A 13,975-nucleotide genomic window follows, 5' to 3' on the forward strand; every position below is an offset into this window, starting at 1 on the left:
TCAGCGGGGGAAAATCCCCTGCAGGTAGCTGTTCAGATTGGTTTTGATGGGCATGAAGTATATATGAAATCCGTCGGTGGCGTGAACAAAATCCAGCGCCTGCCGTGCGAATTCCAGGTTCCAGTTCATAGTGGGTTCAAAGCTGCGGGGGAAGACCGCCGCGTTGCGCGTCTCCCAGTAGTGCTGGGAGCGCTCCGCCAGCACCGGGCTCACCCCCCAGTAGACCTGCTCCCCCTCCAGCAGCTCGCCGTACAGCTCCATCAGGCGCATGTCGAAGAAGGGCTGGGTAAAGAACCCATCAGCCCCCACGTCCAGCTTGTGCTGCACATCCTCCATCTCTTCGCGAAAGCTCTGGCGGTAAGGGTCAATGGCCGCGTATACCCGGATATGGGGCGCTTCGCGCTTGAACTTGCGGATGATATCCACACTGGTGGAGGGGTAGATGGTGCGGGCGTGGTTCTGGGGAATATCCCCCGCGATAACCAGCACCTCCTCAATACGGTGCTCCACCAGGTACTCCACCATGGGCAGCGGCTTGCGGGGGTGGATATCGATGGCGCGGATATGGGCGATGGCGTCCAGCCCATGGCCGCGCACCAGGCGGCATCCCTGCCAGCTGCGCATGTCAAAGCGCAGGATATCGGGAATGTTGACCGCCGTGACGACGGGAAACTGCTCCAGAACAGCCAGCTCCTCCTGCAGGGATTCATCGCTGCGGGGAACCAGTTCGACGGCTATGCGGGTGGGGAGGGTGGTCATGTAATATCCTTTCACGGTATTCAGCGCAAAATAGCTGAGTTTCACACAAAGCCCACAAAGGCCCAAAGAAAGACAATGTCTCTCGCCCGTTCGCTGCGCTCACTCAAGCCGCGAAGGGCGCGAAGAAAGAGCAAAAGAGCGAAGCCATCGTGCCACCGCTTCCTGCAGGTGTCCCGTGTGGGTCTTGCCAGCCAGGCGTCGCACTCACCGGACGGGCTCAGGGGGGAACGGCCTGCTTCTGTCTCTCCCCCGTGTGCTGGCCCAGCCAGGACGCGCAGACTGGAACGCTATGGACCCGCAGGGTTGCCGCCACGAGGGCGGCAACCGCAAACCAAAAGCCACGGAGGGCGGTTGTTTGCGGTCCCCAGTTCCAGGCAAGCGAACGGCTGAAAAGGACAGCACTGGGGGTCGCTTTTGCGCCACTTTTGGCGAGTCAAAAGTGGCAGGAAGTGCAGGAGAGCAGAACCACTCAAGCAATTGGATACGGTTATTGAAAGTTACTTCGTTTTTCAAAACGAAACAATCCCTCCGCATTCCCCCATATCTGCTGCGCCAGCTCTTCCACTTCCACTCCCCGCAGGCGGGCCACGGCTTCGTAGACGTGCAGTACCAGAGCACTTTCATTCTCTTTGCCGCGCTGGGGAACGGGGGCCAGGTAGGGGGCGTCGGTTTCACACAGCAGACGATCGGCGGGCAGGAAGCGGGCCACTTCGTGCATGGCGGTGGCTTTGGGGAAGCTCACGATTCCGGGCAGGGAGATAAGGTATCCCATATCCAGGTAGGTGGCGGCTTCCTGGCAGGTGCCGGTGAAGCAGTGGATGACGCCGCGGCAGGAGTACTGGCGCAGGATGGCGGCGGTATCTTCGAAGGCGTCGCGGCTGTGGACCATGACGGGCAGGTCGTGCTGCTGTGCCAGCTGCAGGTGGTGGTGGAAGGATTCCTGCTGGTCCTTGATAAAGTCACGGGTCCAGTAGTAGTCGAGTCCGGTTTCGCCGATGGCAACGGTTCTGGGGTACCGTACCAGTTCGCTGAAGCTTTGCAGGCTTCGCTCAACGGCCTTGGCGTCCTGGCTTTCCGAGGGGTGGATGCCTACGCTCATGAAGACTTCAGGATAGGTTTCGCAGAGGTTGCGGTTGGTGAAGTTATCTTCGTCGTCGGTGCCCACGGTAATGATGCGGCCCACTCCATTGGAGCGGGCGCGCTTGATTCGTTCATCCACACTGGCTCCGTAGGCGTAGTCCTTGAGGGCCAGGTGGGTATGGATGTCCACCAGTTGCATCAGCGGATTTCCGTGCCGGGGGCCACCTCGTCGCTGAGGAAGGGGATTTCGTGGCGGTTGGCGCGGTTCTTGGCGGCCAGAATCATGCCATCGGATTCAATACCCATGATTTTGGCGGGCTTGAGATTGGCTACCACGGGTACGGTTCTGCCCGGCAGATCTTCGGGTTTATAGGACTGGGCGATGCCGCTGACGATGGTGCGGGGGGTGCCTTCACCCAGGTCCACGGAAAGCAGCAGCAGTTTGCTGGACTTGGGCACCTTTTCGCAGGTGAGCACTTTGCCGGCCCGTATGGAGACGCTGAGGAACTGGTCGAACTCGATGCGCTCCGACTCGGCTGGAGTCTGGGAGGCGGGGGACTCTTCCTGTACCACGGGCACTTCTTCCACCCGGCTGAACAGGGCGGGCATCTGCTCCATATGGCAGCCGCTGGCGGCAAAGCTGAAGCTGAAGTCGCCGTCCAGGGTACAGCCCAGCGCCTGCAGAATTTTACGGGACGAGGAGGGCATAAAGGGATAGACGGCGTTGGCGATGACGCGCAGGCCTTCGGCGGTGGTGGCCAGGGAGGTCTGCAGCTCGGTGGTTTTGCCGGCCTTGTGCAGGGCCCAGGGCTCGGTTTCCACTATGTACTTGTTGAGGCTGCCTACGATTTCCCAGATTTTCATGAGAGCGCGGTTGAAGGCCATGACCTCCATATCGGCACGGTAGCCCTCCATGCGCTCGCCTGTGGCCTGAATCAGCGCCTGTTCGCGTTCCTGCAGGGGGCCGGAGGCGGGGGTCAGGCCATCGAAGTAGCGGAACATCATGCCGGAGGTGCGGCTGAGCAGGTTGCCCAGGTCGTTGGCCAGGTCGCTGTTGATGCGTCCCACCAGGGCCTGCATGCTGAAGTCACCGTCCAGGCCAAAGGGCACTTCCCGCAGCAGGAAGTAGCGGATGGGATCCACGCCGAATTTCTCCACGAGGATGTTGGGATCCACGGCGTTCATGAGGGACTTGCTCATCTTCTTGCCTTCCACGGTCCACCAGCCATGGGCGAAGACCTGCCTTGGCAGCTCAATGCCGGCGGCCATGAGAAAGGTGGGCCAATAGACCGTGTGGAAACGCAGGATATCCTTGCCGACGACGTGGGCGGAAGCGGGCCAGTAGCGTTGCCACTTTTCCTCATCACTGCCGTAGCCGATGGCGGTCATATAGTTGGAGAGGGCGTCGAACCAGACGTAGATCACGTGCTCGGGATCATCGGGGACTTTGATGCCCCAGTCGAAGGTGGTGCGGGAGATGGACAGGTCGCGCAGGCCGCTTTCGATAAAGCGGATGATCTCGTTGCGTCGGCTTTCGGGCTGGATAAAGCCGGGGTTGGTTTTTATGTGTTCCAGCAAGGGTTCAGCGTATTTGCTCATGCGGAAGAAGTAGGATTTCTCCTTGAGCTTGTCCACACTGCGCCCGCAGTCGGGGCAGTTGATGGCTTCTCCCACCTGGGTCTCGGTCCAGAAGGATTCACAGGGAGTGCAGTACCAGCCTTCGTATTCGCCCAGGTAAATGTCACCCTGCTCCCGCAGCTGGCGGAAGAGCTTGTGTACTCCCATTTCGTGGCGCTTCTCCGTGGTGCGGATAAAGTCGTCGTGGGAGATATCCAGGGTGGTCCACAGTTCCTGGAAACGCTTCACCACGCGATTGGCCAGCTCAATGGGGGTCTCGCCGTTCTTGCGGGCGGCCTGCTCTATCTTCATGCCGTGTTCGTCAGTGCCGGTAAGGAACATAACGTCGCGTCCCATGAGGCGCTGAAACCGGGCTGCCACGTCGCAGGCCACGGTGGTATAGGCATGGCCTATGTGGGGGACGTCATTAACATAATAGATTGGCGTGGTGACATAGTAGGTCTGGGACATGCTGAACCTCATTGTAATAGTAGTCGTCTCAGTTCGCGAGTCTACTTCTGGTCGGAGTTTCCGCCTTTACTGTGATCGTGAACTGTCCCACTGCGACGCTCTTTCCACTGGGGAGCGGCGCGGGAGATGGAGAAGTTCTGGTTCCTGCCGGAGTCGGCTCCACCGGTAGCCGCAGTGGGGGACTTTTTCTCCCGCTGCTCGGTGCGTTCGCCACCTTTATTCTCACGGCGATCCTTGCTGCGGCGGCTGCTTTTGCCAGAACGCCTTTTGCGACTGCGCGGAGCAGAGGGCTCCTGCCCGGGCTGCTGCTCCTGGGGCTGCGAGCGGGCGATTTTTGGCGAGGCCTGATCTTCGGTTATACCCAGGCTGGCCATCTTTTCGCGGTGCAGCGAAGCCAGTTCAGCCAGAGAGTCCCCTTCATCGGCGGGAGGTGCTTTTTCAATGGCCGGTGCCTTCTTGTGTTCACACATGCAGGCACTCTTGCCGTCATGGCAGCGGGAACAGCCTGCGCCGGACTTGGGGATTTTCCCGGTCAGGTCGATCTCCTCGTACTTACCATCATGGGTGTAGACGAGGATGGTACGCTTGAGGGGGTTGAGCTTTTTGACGGTTCCCCGGATGCGACCATCATCGTATTCGGAGTCGATGGTGGGCATGCCTTCCAGGGCCTGTTCGTACTGGGAGTGCTCATAAACCAGACAGCACATGAGGCGGCCGCACAGGCCGGATATCTTGGAAGGACTGAGGTTGAGGTTTTGCTCTTTGGCCATGCGGATGGAAACAGGGGCAAAGTCGCGCAGGAAGGTGCTGCAGCAGCAGGTGCGTCCACAGGGGGCAAAGCCGCCCAGCAATTTGGTTTCATCGCGTACGCCGATCTGACGCATTTCAATGCGGGTCTTGAATTCCTGGGCCAGATCCTTGACCAGTTCACGGAAATCCACTCGTCCGTCGGAGGTGAAGTAGAAAGTGATCTTGGTGGCGTCGAAGAGGTATTCCACCCGCACCAGCTTCATGGGAAGTTTGTGTTTTTTGATGCGGTGAAGGGCGGTTTCAAAGGCGTACTTCTCCATCTCCAGGTTGGCCTTGTGCATGGCCACATCCTCTTCGGTGGCCCGTCGCACGACCCGGCGGTAGACGCGACCCTTGTCGCGGTCCGTGATGTAGGGAGGATGGACAACCGTGGCGATACCAACGCCTTTTTCCAGGGAGACGATAATGTAGTCGTTGGCCGCCAGCTCCAGTGATTCATTGTGAAGGAATTCATAGAGTTTTCCGGCGGTGCGGAATTTGACGCTGACGACCTTTATGCGATCCGGCAGCGCCGCTTGCTCAGCAAGCTCAGCATCTGAAATTTCGGGCTTGAGTGCGTCGTCGAAAGGATCCGGCGAATCTTCGCGATATCCTGAAGAGTTTCTATTATACGGTAAGGGCTGCATGGGAGTATTTTATACACCTTGTCATATTTTCCGGTTTCCACAAAAACCAGGGCGTCGCGAAAGTACACGTGAAACACACGCAGAATTCGCTGCCACTGGTCGGCATTGTCCATGAGATACTGCATACTGCTTTCATCAAGGGTTCCCGCGAGGATGCCCCGTGCCAGAGCCACTGCCTGAACGATGAACTGCAGGTCGTCGCGGCTGGTACAGCTGGTGTCCGCAACTTTAAGGAGCAACTGTATTTCATTTTCCGAAAATTGTAAATCCATTAGATGACGCCGGTACTCTTCCAGAATCAGTGGCTGGAAGTGGATATACGCCAACCGGGAACGCACCGTGGGCAGGAAGAAGGAGGGGACATCGGAAAGCAGGAAGAGGATGCTGCCTTCCGGGGGCTCTTCAAGGGTTTTGAGCAGGGCGTTCTCCTGTACCCGGTTGACGGCGTCGCTGGAGGTCATTTTCTCCGCCTGCTCGATAATCAGCGCCTTGTAGCGGAAATTGCCATCCACGGAGGTGGACTCCAGAAAGTCGCTGCCTTCGCGAATATCATCAATGGTAATCTGCCCCTTTTCCGGCTCAATGTGTCGGATTGCCATGTACTCACGCAAACAACAGTAGCACTGGCCGCACGGCTGCACGCCCCGGGGATCAAGGCAGTTGAGGCCCTTGACAAAATAGGTGGCGAAATCCAGTGCCAGGGGGGCGCCGCTGCCCACCAGGTAGCCGTGGTGGGGTCGCTGGCGGCCCATTTCACGCTGATAGAGGTCCAGATAGGGCGGTGTATCAGCCATCCAGCAATCCGCCTTCGTGCAGTGCTGCTACTATGGATCCATGGACCTGCTCAGGATTGCGGGAGCCATCAATCAGCCGACAGTGCGCATCGTGGGAGGCCACTTCCCGGAAGCCGGCAACTACCCGACGGTGAAAGTCCTCCGAAAGGGCATCGAAGCTGTTGTTATTCTCCAGGCGCTGCTGAACACGATTTTGCCCAGCCTCCGCCTCCACGTCCAGTACCAGCTGCATATGGGGAGCCAGGCCACAGGTGGCAATGGCATTGAGCTGGCCAATCAGCTCCCGGTCCAGACCCCGCCCGTACCCCTGATATACCAGGGTGGAAAGAGTGAAGCGATCGCAGAGCACCCAGATGCCCTTCTCCAGTAAAGGCATAATGCGCTCCTCAACATGCTGGGCGCGGGCTGCGGCAAACAACAGCAGCTCTGCCCGGGGAACCAGGTTATGGCGGGAATCGAAAATCAGATTGCGGATAGCCTCGGCACCAGGTGTGCCACCGGGCTCGCGGGTGCAGTGGTGCAGAATATCGCGGTCATCCAGATAGCGGGAGAGCAGGGAGAGCTGGGTGGTTTTCCCGGCTCCGTCCGGCCCTTCAAAGCTGATAAAGCGTCCGTTCATGGTTATGCGCCCTGTGTGTCCCTGGCAAAGTCGCATTTGCGCAGGCCAAGGAGAGTTGTCAGTTCGTGAAAGCTGGTGCGGAATCCATTATTGATTCCACCGGCAGCGGGGAATATTTCCGGGTGGCTCTTCAGGGAGATGTCGGCGTATATCGGAAGTGCTCCCAGGAGAGCAAAGGGGCTGACAGAACCGGCCAGAAATCCGGTGGCTGCCAGCGTGCGCTCCGGCGAGGCCATGGTGAAGCGATGTCCGAAGTGCTGGCGAACTTTGCCCATGTCGATTCTGCGGTCACCGGGGAGTACGACGATAATGCACTGTGCTGTGTCGTCGCTGAGGACAATACTCTTGGCGATCTGGCTCACGTTGACATTCAGAGCGGCGGCTGCCTCTTCAGCGGTTCTGGTGGGTGTCTTGTGGTCGTAGTAGCGCTCCATCATTCCGTGGTTCAGCAGGTGTGAGAGCACCTGTTCCCGGGAATTGGCCAGGATGATTCGCTGCAGAAAGGCTTTTGCCCCTTCCCTGTCGGAGTGTTCGGGGGCCCAGGGGGCTTCAGTGAAGCGCTGAGGTTTGCCGTAGTGGGACTCATAGAGGATACTGGATGGCTCCAGAGCCAGGACGCTGTGGAAAGTGCCAGAGGGAATTTCCGCGCCCCGGCAGTGCAGATCGCTTCCCAGAATACTGATATCATCAATGGTATTATCTGGCGTGAAGGTTGCCACCAGGAATTTTCCCTGCACGCACAACAGCATCTTGTCGGTGCCGTGGCTGGCAAAGGGGCGAATATAGCCATCGGGTTCGAGGGCATGCAGAAGGCGACGGATGGTTCCATCGGTGGAGCTGTGGAACTCATCAATATGCTGTTTGCGGGGGTTTTCCCTGGCGCGTTGGGCCAGGGAGTGAAAGAGGCTGCAATCCAAACGCTTCATGATATATTTCCTTTGACCTGTCAGAAACAGGATATTCAGCGGCACAATACTGCAAAAGTACTTTTTACCATAAAACGTGACATGAAAAAAGCAGCAGCTGTTTCCTGTTCTGCAGGAAACAGCTGCTGCTTTACCGCCGGGGCGGATCAAAAGTCACAAGCGGTGAAGTTTTTGGGGCAATTCCTAGAGGGAGAAGATCTCCTCCAGTTTCAGTCGCTTCCATTGGGATTTGGAGAGATTCGGTATAATTATCTCCATGGCTTCCACGGGTTCGGCATCTGTCCACTGGTCAAGTTGCGCGGGGTACCCCATGTAGCCGGCAAGGTGCATGAGTATTTCGTCGAGAAAATGGTAGGTGTCTCCCAGGAGTTTGATCATCTTGGCGTGCTGCTCCCTGAGGTGGGTTTCGCCCCGGGTGATCTGAAAGAGGTATTCTTCGTCGCAGACACCGGAAAGGTAGTGTATGACATCTTCGGCGCAGGCCTGACGCAGCAGGTATACCGCCCTGGATTTGTCTACAATGGTCATCGCTTTCCTCCAGCCAGAGTAGTCGGCAGTCTTTCCTGACTGCCGTCAGGGCTGGATGCAAGGGTCGGGCCAAGAGAGCGTCTTTCTGATTACAGGCGCTTATGCTAGAGTGCTGTGGCATCGACAGGAAAAATCTTCACCCCAGGCAGGGAAAAACATGCATTCAGATATACGTCCTCAGCTCAGAAAACACTACCAAAATGAGCCTTTAAAGCTTCGTCAGCATGTGGAGCGGGTGGTGGCGCTTGCCCTGGAACTGGCGTGTGTTCACAGTGTTGATCTGGTAGATGTGGAGACAGCTGCCCTGGGGCACGACCTCTTCCGCTCCCGCTCCGCAGAATTCTACCGGCAAAAGGCGCGGGAGTACGGCTTGAGCCGCCCGGACTATGAAGAGTTCCCATTGATGTACCACGGACCTCTTGCTGCAGCCTATATGCGCGAAACCTTTGAGTATCACCACTGGCCTGTTCTACAGGCTGTTGCCGAGCACACCAATCTCAGTGGTCAGTCTGCCCTGAACCCCATTGCTCAGATTCTTTTTCTGGCAGACAAGCTGGAACCAGGCAAGGGTAAACCCTATCAGGATGAACTTACGGCTCTGGCGCGGCAGAGTCTTCCCGTGGCCGTTTACCAGCTGTGCGGCCTGATGGCCGACTATATGGCAGGTCAGGGGAGCTTCGCAGTGCCTCACGACTTGCTGGAGGCGCGCCAGGTGCTGGCTGCTCCATAAAAAAAGCCCCTGAACCAGGGCTTTCGCACAGATTCAGGGGAAACAGGAGATCGCTATAATGGCTTGTGGCTTGGGCTATTCTACGACCAGTGTCCCTCGCAGTCTCGTATGGAGAGGGCTGCAGATGACACTGCACACAAAACCGAATTCCCCCTTGCGCTCAGGGGTGAATTCAATGGTCTTCATTTTGCCTGGCTGAATAACGCCCGCGTCAATACCCAGCTCTCCGATGATGAGTCCGTGGGTGACGTCTTCGCTGATCAGGCGCAGGCGAACCGGCTCTCCCTGCTTGACGACGATGCGGCTTGGGGAGTAGCCACCGTTTTCCACGGTGCGAATAATCAGGTCGATGGTGTGGGGTGGCTGGCCGATATTTTTGGCCAGGGTTACGCCGATGGGGATGCCGATAACCATCAGGGCTATGGCCGCTGCTGCCAGAATCTCTCGGTACGATTTCATGATTCCTCCCTTTGATGCTTACAGGAACAGCCAGAGAAACAGGCCGGTCACGATGGTCAAAAAAGCGGTTACCGGCAGCAGGAGGCGTATTTTCTGTCCGGCTTCCAGGGGATACTTGGCCAGCAGCCTGGCGCCGGTGTTATTGGAGAAATACAGACCGACCAGCAGGATCAGGGCCTGGATATAGGGGTAGAAGCTGGTGCCAACGGGCTTCCACTCCAGGTCACGTGTGCCGAAGAGATTCCAGCCCCAGCCAAAGGGGTCAGAAATCACGTGCAGGATATAAATCCCGTTGATAAAGAGGAAAGAGACGCTGAAGGCCATCCAGCATGCCAGGCCCAGGGGTACCAGCACGTAGGAGAGGGTGATAAACAGATCGGAGAAGGCAATGCCGCCCGCCTCGTCTTTGACTTCAGCCTTTTTGCTCTCTTCTTTGGGCCCCACAATCAGACCTTTGGTGATGATTGCCAGCTGTCGCACGGGATAGAAGATATTGGTGAACGAGGACAGGCGCTTCTGGGCCATCCCGTGACCTATCCAGACGCTCAGGGCAAAGAGCACCGGGACGATTACCAGGTTGAGGGCCAGGAATCCGCTGGCAAAATAGGCAAAGCCGGGCATGCTCAGGTTGGCCCAGGACTTGACCGCGCCCCAGGAGCTCTGGAAAATCACCGAATAGGCCAGGGCGCAGGAGAGCATGATAAAGGCCTTGTAGGCTTCATCGATGCTTTTGCCCTTGCTGACCAGCAGGTCCTGACCGAACTTCTGCCATACCAGACGCACGTTGTTCTGGGAACAGGTCTTGAAGCATTCGGTACATATGCCGCAATAGGCATTGCGATCCATGTTCCAGGGCACTTCCAGCCAGGGGCAGCCGTAGCCCTTTTCTGTGCCCACGATGCACTCCTTCTGCTTGTGGTTGCGGCATACGTCCTTGTCGGCTACCCGCACGCCCAGAGGGGCAACCAGGGAGTAGAGGCCGATAAATCCGCTGACGGGGCAAAGGTAGCGACAGAAAATGCGCTTGCCATACATCAGCGAGAAGACGATGGCCAGGCCGATAAACAGGGAGAGCACCACGGCGGTGACAAAGGGCCGGGTGAGAATAATGCCGCTGAACATGGCCACCAGCAGGAACGACCAGTTCTGCAGCCAGATATTCTTGAAGCGCTTGGGCCACTTGTTGGCCAGGGTCAGGGGACGCTCTTTCCCCTTATCCACAAAGGCGCGGTGGTCCATCCACTCGCCGGGAGCTGGCAGGGGGCACATGGTGCACCACAGGCGGCCTCCCAGGGGTAGCAGCAGGAGAATCAGAGCAGCCCACCACACGATCCACACGAAGATCAGGGAGAAGTTGGCGTTGCCCACCTTGGTTCCCGCAAATCCCGCGTAGAGAATGATGGTGAAGAAGAAGACATTGACGGCCATCAGTACGTACTGCAGCCAGCGCTGTTTCAGCAGGGTGGCTACCCAGCGGTAGCGGCTGGAAAGGTCGATATACGTGGCAGACTCATCCTGTCCACCGAGAATGCGATCGCGTTTGCGGTACACATAGAAGAGGCTGCCCAGGGCCACCAGGACGCCCAGGATCAGGAAAAAAGGCGTTTTGGCGTTGGGCTCAACGATGAGGGTACCCACCATGAAGGGATGCATGGGCCCGCAGACCACATTACAGCGGAAGGTGAAGTTCCCGGCCTTGTCGGCCACAAATTCCAGGGTGTTTACCTGGCGATCCTGGGGCATATCCTGGACGCTGATATCATATCCGTCTATATAGAGCCCGTGGGTGACATCTTCCGAGATGAGGGTGATGCGAACCCGGTCTCCCTGTTGTACCCGGAGAATACTGGGCTTGTATTCAAACTGACTGGCATGGACATCTATTTCCACCAGTCTTTCAGCCTGTGCCATGGTTGGAGTGGCAACCCAAAAGCCCAGAAGAAAAAGAGCCGCAAGCAGGCAGGTTGTGAAGTACTTCATGTTTTTCCCTTCATGTGTGCAGATAGGAAAAGCCGCCCCCGTGAGGGGGCGACTTCCCGGGAGAGTGGGAGATCTATGGCAGTTGTGGCTTGGCAACCAGGGGCAGCTCGCCGGTCAGAGCTTCCAGGAAGGCAACCAGCTGTGCTTTTTCCTTATCGCTGAGGTTCAGAGGACGAACCAGGGGGCTGGTGTTGGGGTGCCCATCGCCGCCGCGGTTCTTGAATTCCACGACATCACGCAGGGTGCGCAGACTGCCGTTGTGCATAAAGGGAGCCGTGTGGCCGATACCACGCAGATGGGTGGTCTTGTACTTGCCGTCATCTTCAGGGTTTCCGGTGAAGCCGGCGCGGCCGGGGTTGTCATTGAGGACGCCCACATTGTGGAAGTTATTATCGGAGAGGCTGGGGCCGTTATGGCAGCTGATGCAGCTGGCTTTGCCGGCAAAGAGCTTCATGCCTTCCTGGGCATCCTTTGACATGGCGTTGCTGTTGCCCTTGAGGTACTGGTCAAAGGGCGTGTTGTCGATGACAATGGTACGTTCAAAGGTGGCGATGGCCTTGCCAATATTTGTCGGGTTGATGCTGTCAGGGCCGAAAATTTCTTCGAATTTCTGCACATAAGCTGGAACTGCATTGAGTTTCTGTACAAGCTCATCCAGGGAGAGGTTCATTTCGCCGGGATCCTGAATGGGGCCAAGGGCCTGATCTTCCAGGGTCTTCATGCGGCCATCCAGGAACTGCAGGCTGTGGTAGCCACTGTTGATGATAGTGGGAGAGTTGCGGTGTCCCTGATGCCCCTGGAAGCCCAGGAAGGTGCGGCGTCCGTCGCTCCAGCCCTTTTCCGGTTCGTGACAGCTGGCGCAGCTGAGCGTGTTGTCTCCGGACAGGCGTGTGTCAAAGTAGAGCATCTTGCCCAGTTCGATTTTCTCGGGAGTCATGGGGTTGTCAGCCGGAACGGGCATGGGGCCCAGGTTGGAAAAGACTTCCTTGGGATCAAGGGCCTGCTGGGATGAGCCACTGCAGGCGGCGATGATGAGCGATGTGCCCACGATTGCCAGTGTGCCGAAAATAATACCTTTGCTCTTCTTCTCTTTCACGTTCTCCTCCTTCATGTAACGAGAGTTATTCAACAATCATGGTCATTTTGATCCATGGATGCAGCGTGCACAGGGGCTCGTAGGTACCTGGTTTGTCGGTGACGGTCCAGAGACGTCGTACGGTCTGGCCACCATAGACAAGAATTTCTGAAAGTTCCGCTTCAGAGGAGAGGAAGTTGTGCTCTCCGTCTTCGTCCGTGTTTCGAATGACGAAGAGGGCTTTCTCGCCGGCGTTGAGGGTGATGGTGTTGGGGAGAATTGTCTCCGGTGTGAATTCCAGCTCCACAACGCGGGCGCCTTCAGCTCCGGGAGGAACGGGTTCATCTTTAATGTAGTCTGGAGTAGCGTATTCTGAACTTTTGTCGCTGCCGCAGGCCATGATTGTGAACGCGAGTGCAACCCCCGCCGCCAATAGCAAAAACCGTTTCATTTTTCCACCGCCTTAACTAAATGATAATAGGAATCGTTATCTTGTGCTTTTTTTGCCAAGCTATCGCCGCGAGGGCAAACCTTTTTTTACAAGAACATAATTTAATCATGTGGGGATATTGCCATATTTATTGGATAAGAAAATGATGTGGGAAGGAATATGATGCTGTTTGATTTATGCAATCGGGCTGCTCCTGAGGTGCAGGAGCAGCCCGATTGCCTGGAGGGTCTCGCAGGCTGCAGACCTTTGCCGGTGGCCTTGCCCGCTGGATGTTTGCGCAGGATTGTGCAGGGAGTGCGCCTCACTTCAGGTTTTGCGCGCGCCTTGCACGCGTTTCGTGGTTGCCAGCCCGATTCGAGATGTTCCAGCAAGCTGTCAGCGTGCGCGCAATTGGCCGTTATCCAGATAATAACGATGTCTGGCCCAGCTGGCCCACACATCGTGGTGAGTGACCATCACCACCGCTTTACCCTGCTGGGATTGTTCCTGCAGAAGTTCCATGACCCTTTGGGCCCAGTGGGGGTCAAGGTCGTTGGTGGGTTCATCGGCGATCAGCAGTGCCGAGTCGGTAATAAGAGCTCTGGCTATGGCAATGCGACGGCGCTGGCCGACGCTGAGCTGGTAGGGCAGAAAGTGCATCCGCTCTCCGAGTCCAAGGGTGTCGAGCATGGCCATGGACCTGCGGCGCTCCTCGCCAGTGGGTGATGCGCCACGGCGCAGTCTCAGGGCAAAGAGCAGATTTTCCAGTGCACTGAGCGCTGGCAGGAGGTTTGCCTCCTGAAAGATGAAGCCGATACAGCGGGATCGCAGTGTGGTCAATTGCGCATCATCAAGGGAGGTCATATCCTGCCCTGACAGGTGTATTTCACCACTGGTGGGCCGCAGCAGCCCACCCATCATGTAGAGCAGGGTGCTCTTGCCTGTGCCCGATGGGCCCTCAATGGTCAGAAAGTCCCCTGGCTGAACTTCCATGGTGACGCCATCCACCGGGCGCACATGCTCTTCACCCTGATACTCTTTCACCACATTGTGTAATTTGCAAAGTGACAT

At 57.3% G+C, this 13,975-nt stretch carries 14 protein-coding genes; 1 reads left to right on the forward strand and 13 read right to left on the reverse strand.

Going from position 1 to position 13,975, the window contains the following annotated elements:
• The 8 genes from SELIN_RS02820 to SELIN_RS02855 form a co-directional block, all read right to left on the reverse strand.
• The gene (locus SELIN_RS02820; RefSeq protein WP_013505193.1) at positions 1 to 759 is read right to left on the reverse strand and encodes a methylenetetrahydrofolate reductase; all 759 of its coding nucleotides are present in this window, start codon (positions 757 to 759) and stop codon (positions 1 to 3) included.
• Positions 760 to 1,246: 487 nt separating this feature from the next.
• Entirely contained in the window at positions 1,247 to 2,038 is a 792-nt protein-coding gene (locus tag SELIN_RS02825) for a TatD family hydrolase (protein WP_013505194.1), read from the reverse strand.
• Positions 2,038 to 3,927 carry a methionine--tRNA ligase gene (metG, locus tag SELIN_RS02830; protein ID WP_013505195.1) on the reverse strand — a complete coding sequence of 630 codons (1,890 nt, stop codon included), beginning with the start codon at positions 3,925 to 3,927 and terminating at the stop codon, positions 2,038 to 2,040. The genes SELIN_RS02825 and metG overlap by 1 nt, the downstream gene beginning before the upstream one ends.
• A 41-nt stretch (positions 3,928 to 3,968) precedes the next feature.
• On the reverse strand, positions 3,969 to 5,279 hold the full coding sequence (locus SELIN_RS14460) for a PSP1 domain-containing protein (RefSeq protein WP_264180148.1): 1,311 nt from the start codon (positions 5,277 to 5,279) through the stop codon (positions 3,969 to 3,971).
• Positions 5,231 to 6,157: a hypothetical protein gene (locus SELIN_RS15315; protein WP_013505197.1), complete on the reverse strand. Its 927-nt coding sequence runs from the start codon at positions 6,155 to 6,157 to the stop codon at positions 5,231 to 5,233. The genes SELIN_RS14460 and SELIN_RS15315 overlap by 49 nt, the downstream gene beginning before the upstream one ends.
• Entirely contained in the window at positions 6,150 to 6,776 is a 627-nt protein-coding gene (tmk, locus tag SELIN_RS02845) for a dTMP kinase (RefSeq protein ID WP_013505198.1), read from the reverse strand. Before tmk ends, SELIN_RS15315 begins: the two co-directional genes overlap by 8 nt.
• 2 nt (positions 6,777 to 6,778) lie before the next feature.
• A complete protein-coding gene (locus SELIN_RS13740; RefSeq protein ID WP_013505199.1) occupies positions 6,779 to 7,702 on the reverse strand; it encodes a WbuC family cupin fold metalloprotein in 924 nt (307 codons plus the stop codon).
• Positions 7,703 to 7,885: 183 nt separating this feature from the next.
• The gene (locus SELIN_RS02855) at positions 7,886 to 8,230 is read right to left on the reverse strand and encodes a hypothetical protein (RefSeq protein WP_013505200.1); all 345 of its coding nucleotides are present in this window, start codon (positions 8,228 to 8,230) and stop codon (positions 7,886 to 7,888) included.
• Positions 8,231 to 8,387: 157 nt separating this feature from the next.
• On the opposite strand from SELIN_RS02855, the gene SELIN_RS02860 reads away from it, so the two are divergent.
• On the forward strand, positions 8,388 to 8,960 hold the full coding sequence (locus tag SELIN_RS02860; protein WP_013505201.1) for an HD domain-containing protein: 573 nt from the start codon (positions 8,388 to 8,390) through the stop codon (positions 8,958 to 8,960).
• Between the two features lie 75 nt (positions 8,961 to 9,035).
• On the opposite strand, the gene SELIN_RS13745 is transcribed toward SELIN_RS02860, so the two are convergent.
• The 5 genes from SELIN_RS13745 to SELIN_RS02885 form a co-directional block, all read right to left on the reverse strand.
• Complete coding sequence (locus SELIN_RS13745) at positions 9,036 to 9,419, reverse strand: cupredoxin domain-containing protein (RefSeq protein WP_013505202.1); 384 nt, start codon at positions 9,417 to 9,419, stop codon at positions 9,036 to 9,038.
• 18 nt (positions 9,420 to 9,437) lie between these two features.
• A complete protein-coding gene (locus tag SELIN_RS02870; RefSeq protein WP_013505203.1) occupies positions 9,438 to 11,399 on the reverse strand; it encodes a cupredoxin domain-containing protein in 1,962 nt (653 codons plus the stop codon).
• 73 nt (positions 11,400 to 11,472) lie between these two features.
• Positions 11,473 to 12,495, reverse strand: coding sequence for a cytochrome-c peroxidase (locus tag SELIN_RS02875; protein WP_013505204.1), 1,023 nt, complete (start codon positions 12,493 to 12,495; stop codon positions 11,473 to 11,475).
• Positions 12,496 to 12,520: 25 nt separating this feature from the next.
• Positions 12,521 to 12,925: a cupredoxin domain-containing protein gene (locus tag SELIN_RS02880; protein WP_013505205.1), complete on the reverse strand. Its 405-nt coding sequence runs from the start codon at positions 12,923 to 12,925 to the stop codon at positions 12,521 to 12,523.
• Between the two features lie 375 nt (positions 12,926 to 13,300).
• Positions 13,301 to 13,975: an ABC transporter ATP-binding protein gene (locus SELIN_RS02885; protein WP_013505206.1), complete on the reverse strand. Its 675-nt coding sequence runs from the start codon at positions 13,973 to 13,975 to the stop codon at positions 13,301 to 13,303.

The sequence above is a fragment of the Desulfurispirillum indicum S5 genome (assembly GCF_000177635.2).
Classification (GTDB): Bacteria; Chrysiogenota; Chrysiogenetes; order Chrysiogenales; family Chrysiogenaceae; genus Desulfurispirillum; species Desulfurispirillum indicum.

Coding starts and splice junctions, on each gene's coding strand:
- SELIN_RS15315 (WP_013505197.1), bottom strand. CDS start 6,157: ATGGCTGATACACCGCCCTATCTGGACCTCTATCAGCGTGAAATGGGC.
- SELIN_RS02880 (WP_013505205.1), bottom strand. CDS start 12,925: ATGAAACGGTTTTTGCTATTGGCGGCGGGGGTTGCACTCGCGTTCACA.
- SELIN_RS02860 (WP_013505201.1), top strand. CDS start 8,388: ATGCATTCAGATATACGTCCTCAGCTCAGAAAACACTACCAAAATGAG.
- SELIN_RS02870 (WP_013505203.1), bottom strand. CDS start 11,399: ATGAAGTACTTCACAACCTGCCTGCTTGCGGCTCTTTTTCTTCTGGGC.
- SELIN_RS02825 (WP_013505194.1), bottom strand. CDS start 2,038: ATGCAACTGGTGGACATCCATACCCACCTGGCCCTCAAGGACTACGCC.
- metG (WP_013505195.1), bottom strand. CDS start 3,927: ATGTCCCAGACCTACTATGTCACCACGCCAATCTATTATGTTAATGAC.
- tmk (WP_013505198.1), bottom strand. CDS start 6,776: ATGAACGGACGCTTTATCAGCTTTGAAGGGCCGGACGGAGCCGGGAAA.
- SELIN_RS13740 (WP_013505199.1), bottom strand. CDS start 7,702: ATGAAGCGTTTGGATTGCAGCCTCTTTCACTCCCTGGCCCAACGCGCC.
- SELIN_RS02820 (WP_013505193.1), bottom strand. CDS start 759: ATGACCACCCTCCCCACCCGCATAGCCGTCGAACTGGTTCCCCGCAGC.
- SELIN_RS13745 (WP_013505202.1), bottom strand. CDS start 9,419: ATGAAATCGTACCGAGAGATTCTGGCAGCAGCGGCCATAGCCCTGATG.
- SELIN_RS02855 (WP_013505200.1), bottom strand. CDS start 8,230: ATGACCATTGTAGACAAATCCAGGGCGGTATACCTGCTGCGTCAGGCC.
- SELIN_RS02885 (WP_013505206.1), bottom strand. CDS start 13,975: ATGTCACTTTGCAAATTACACAATGTGGTGAAAGAGTATCAGGGTGAA.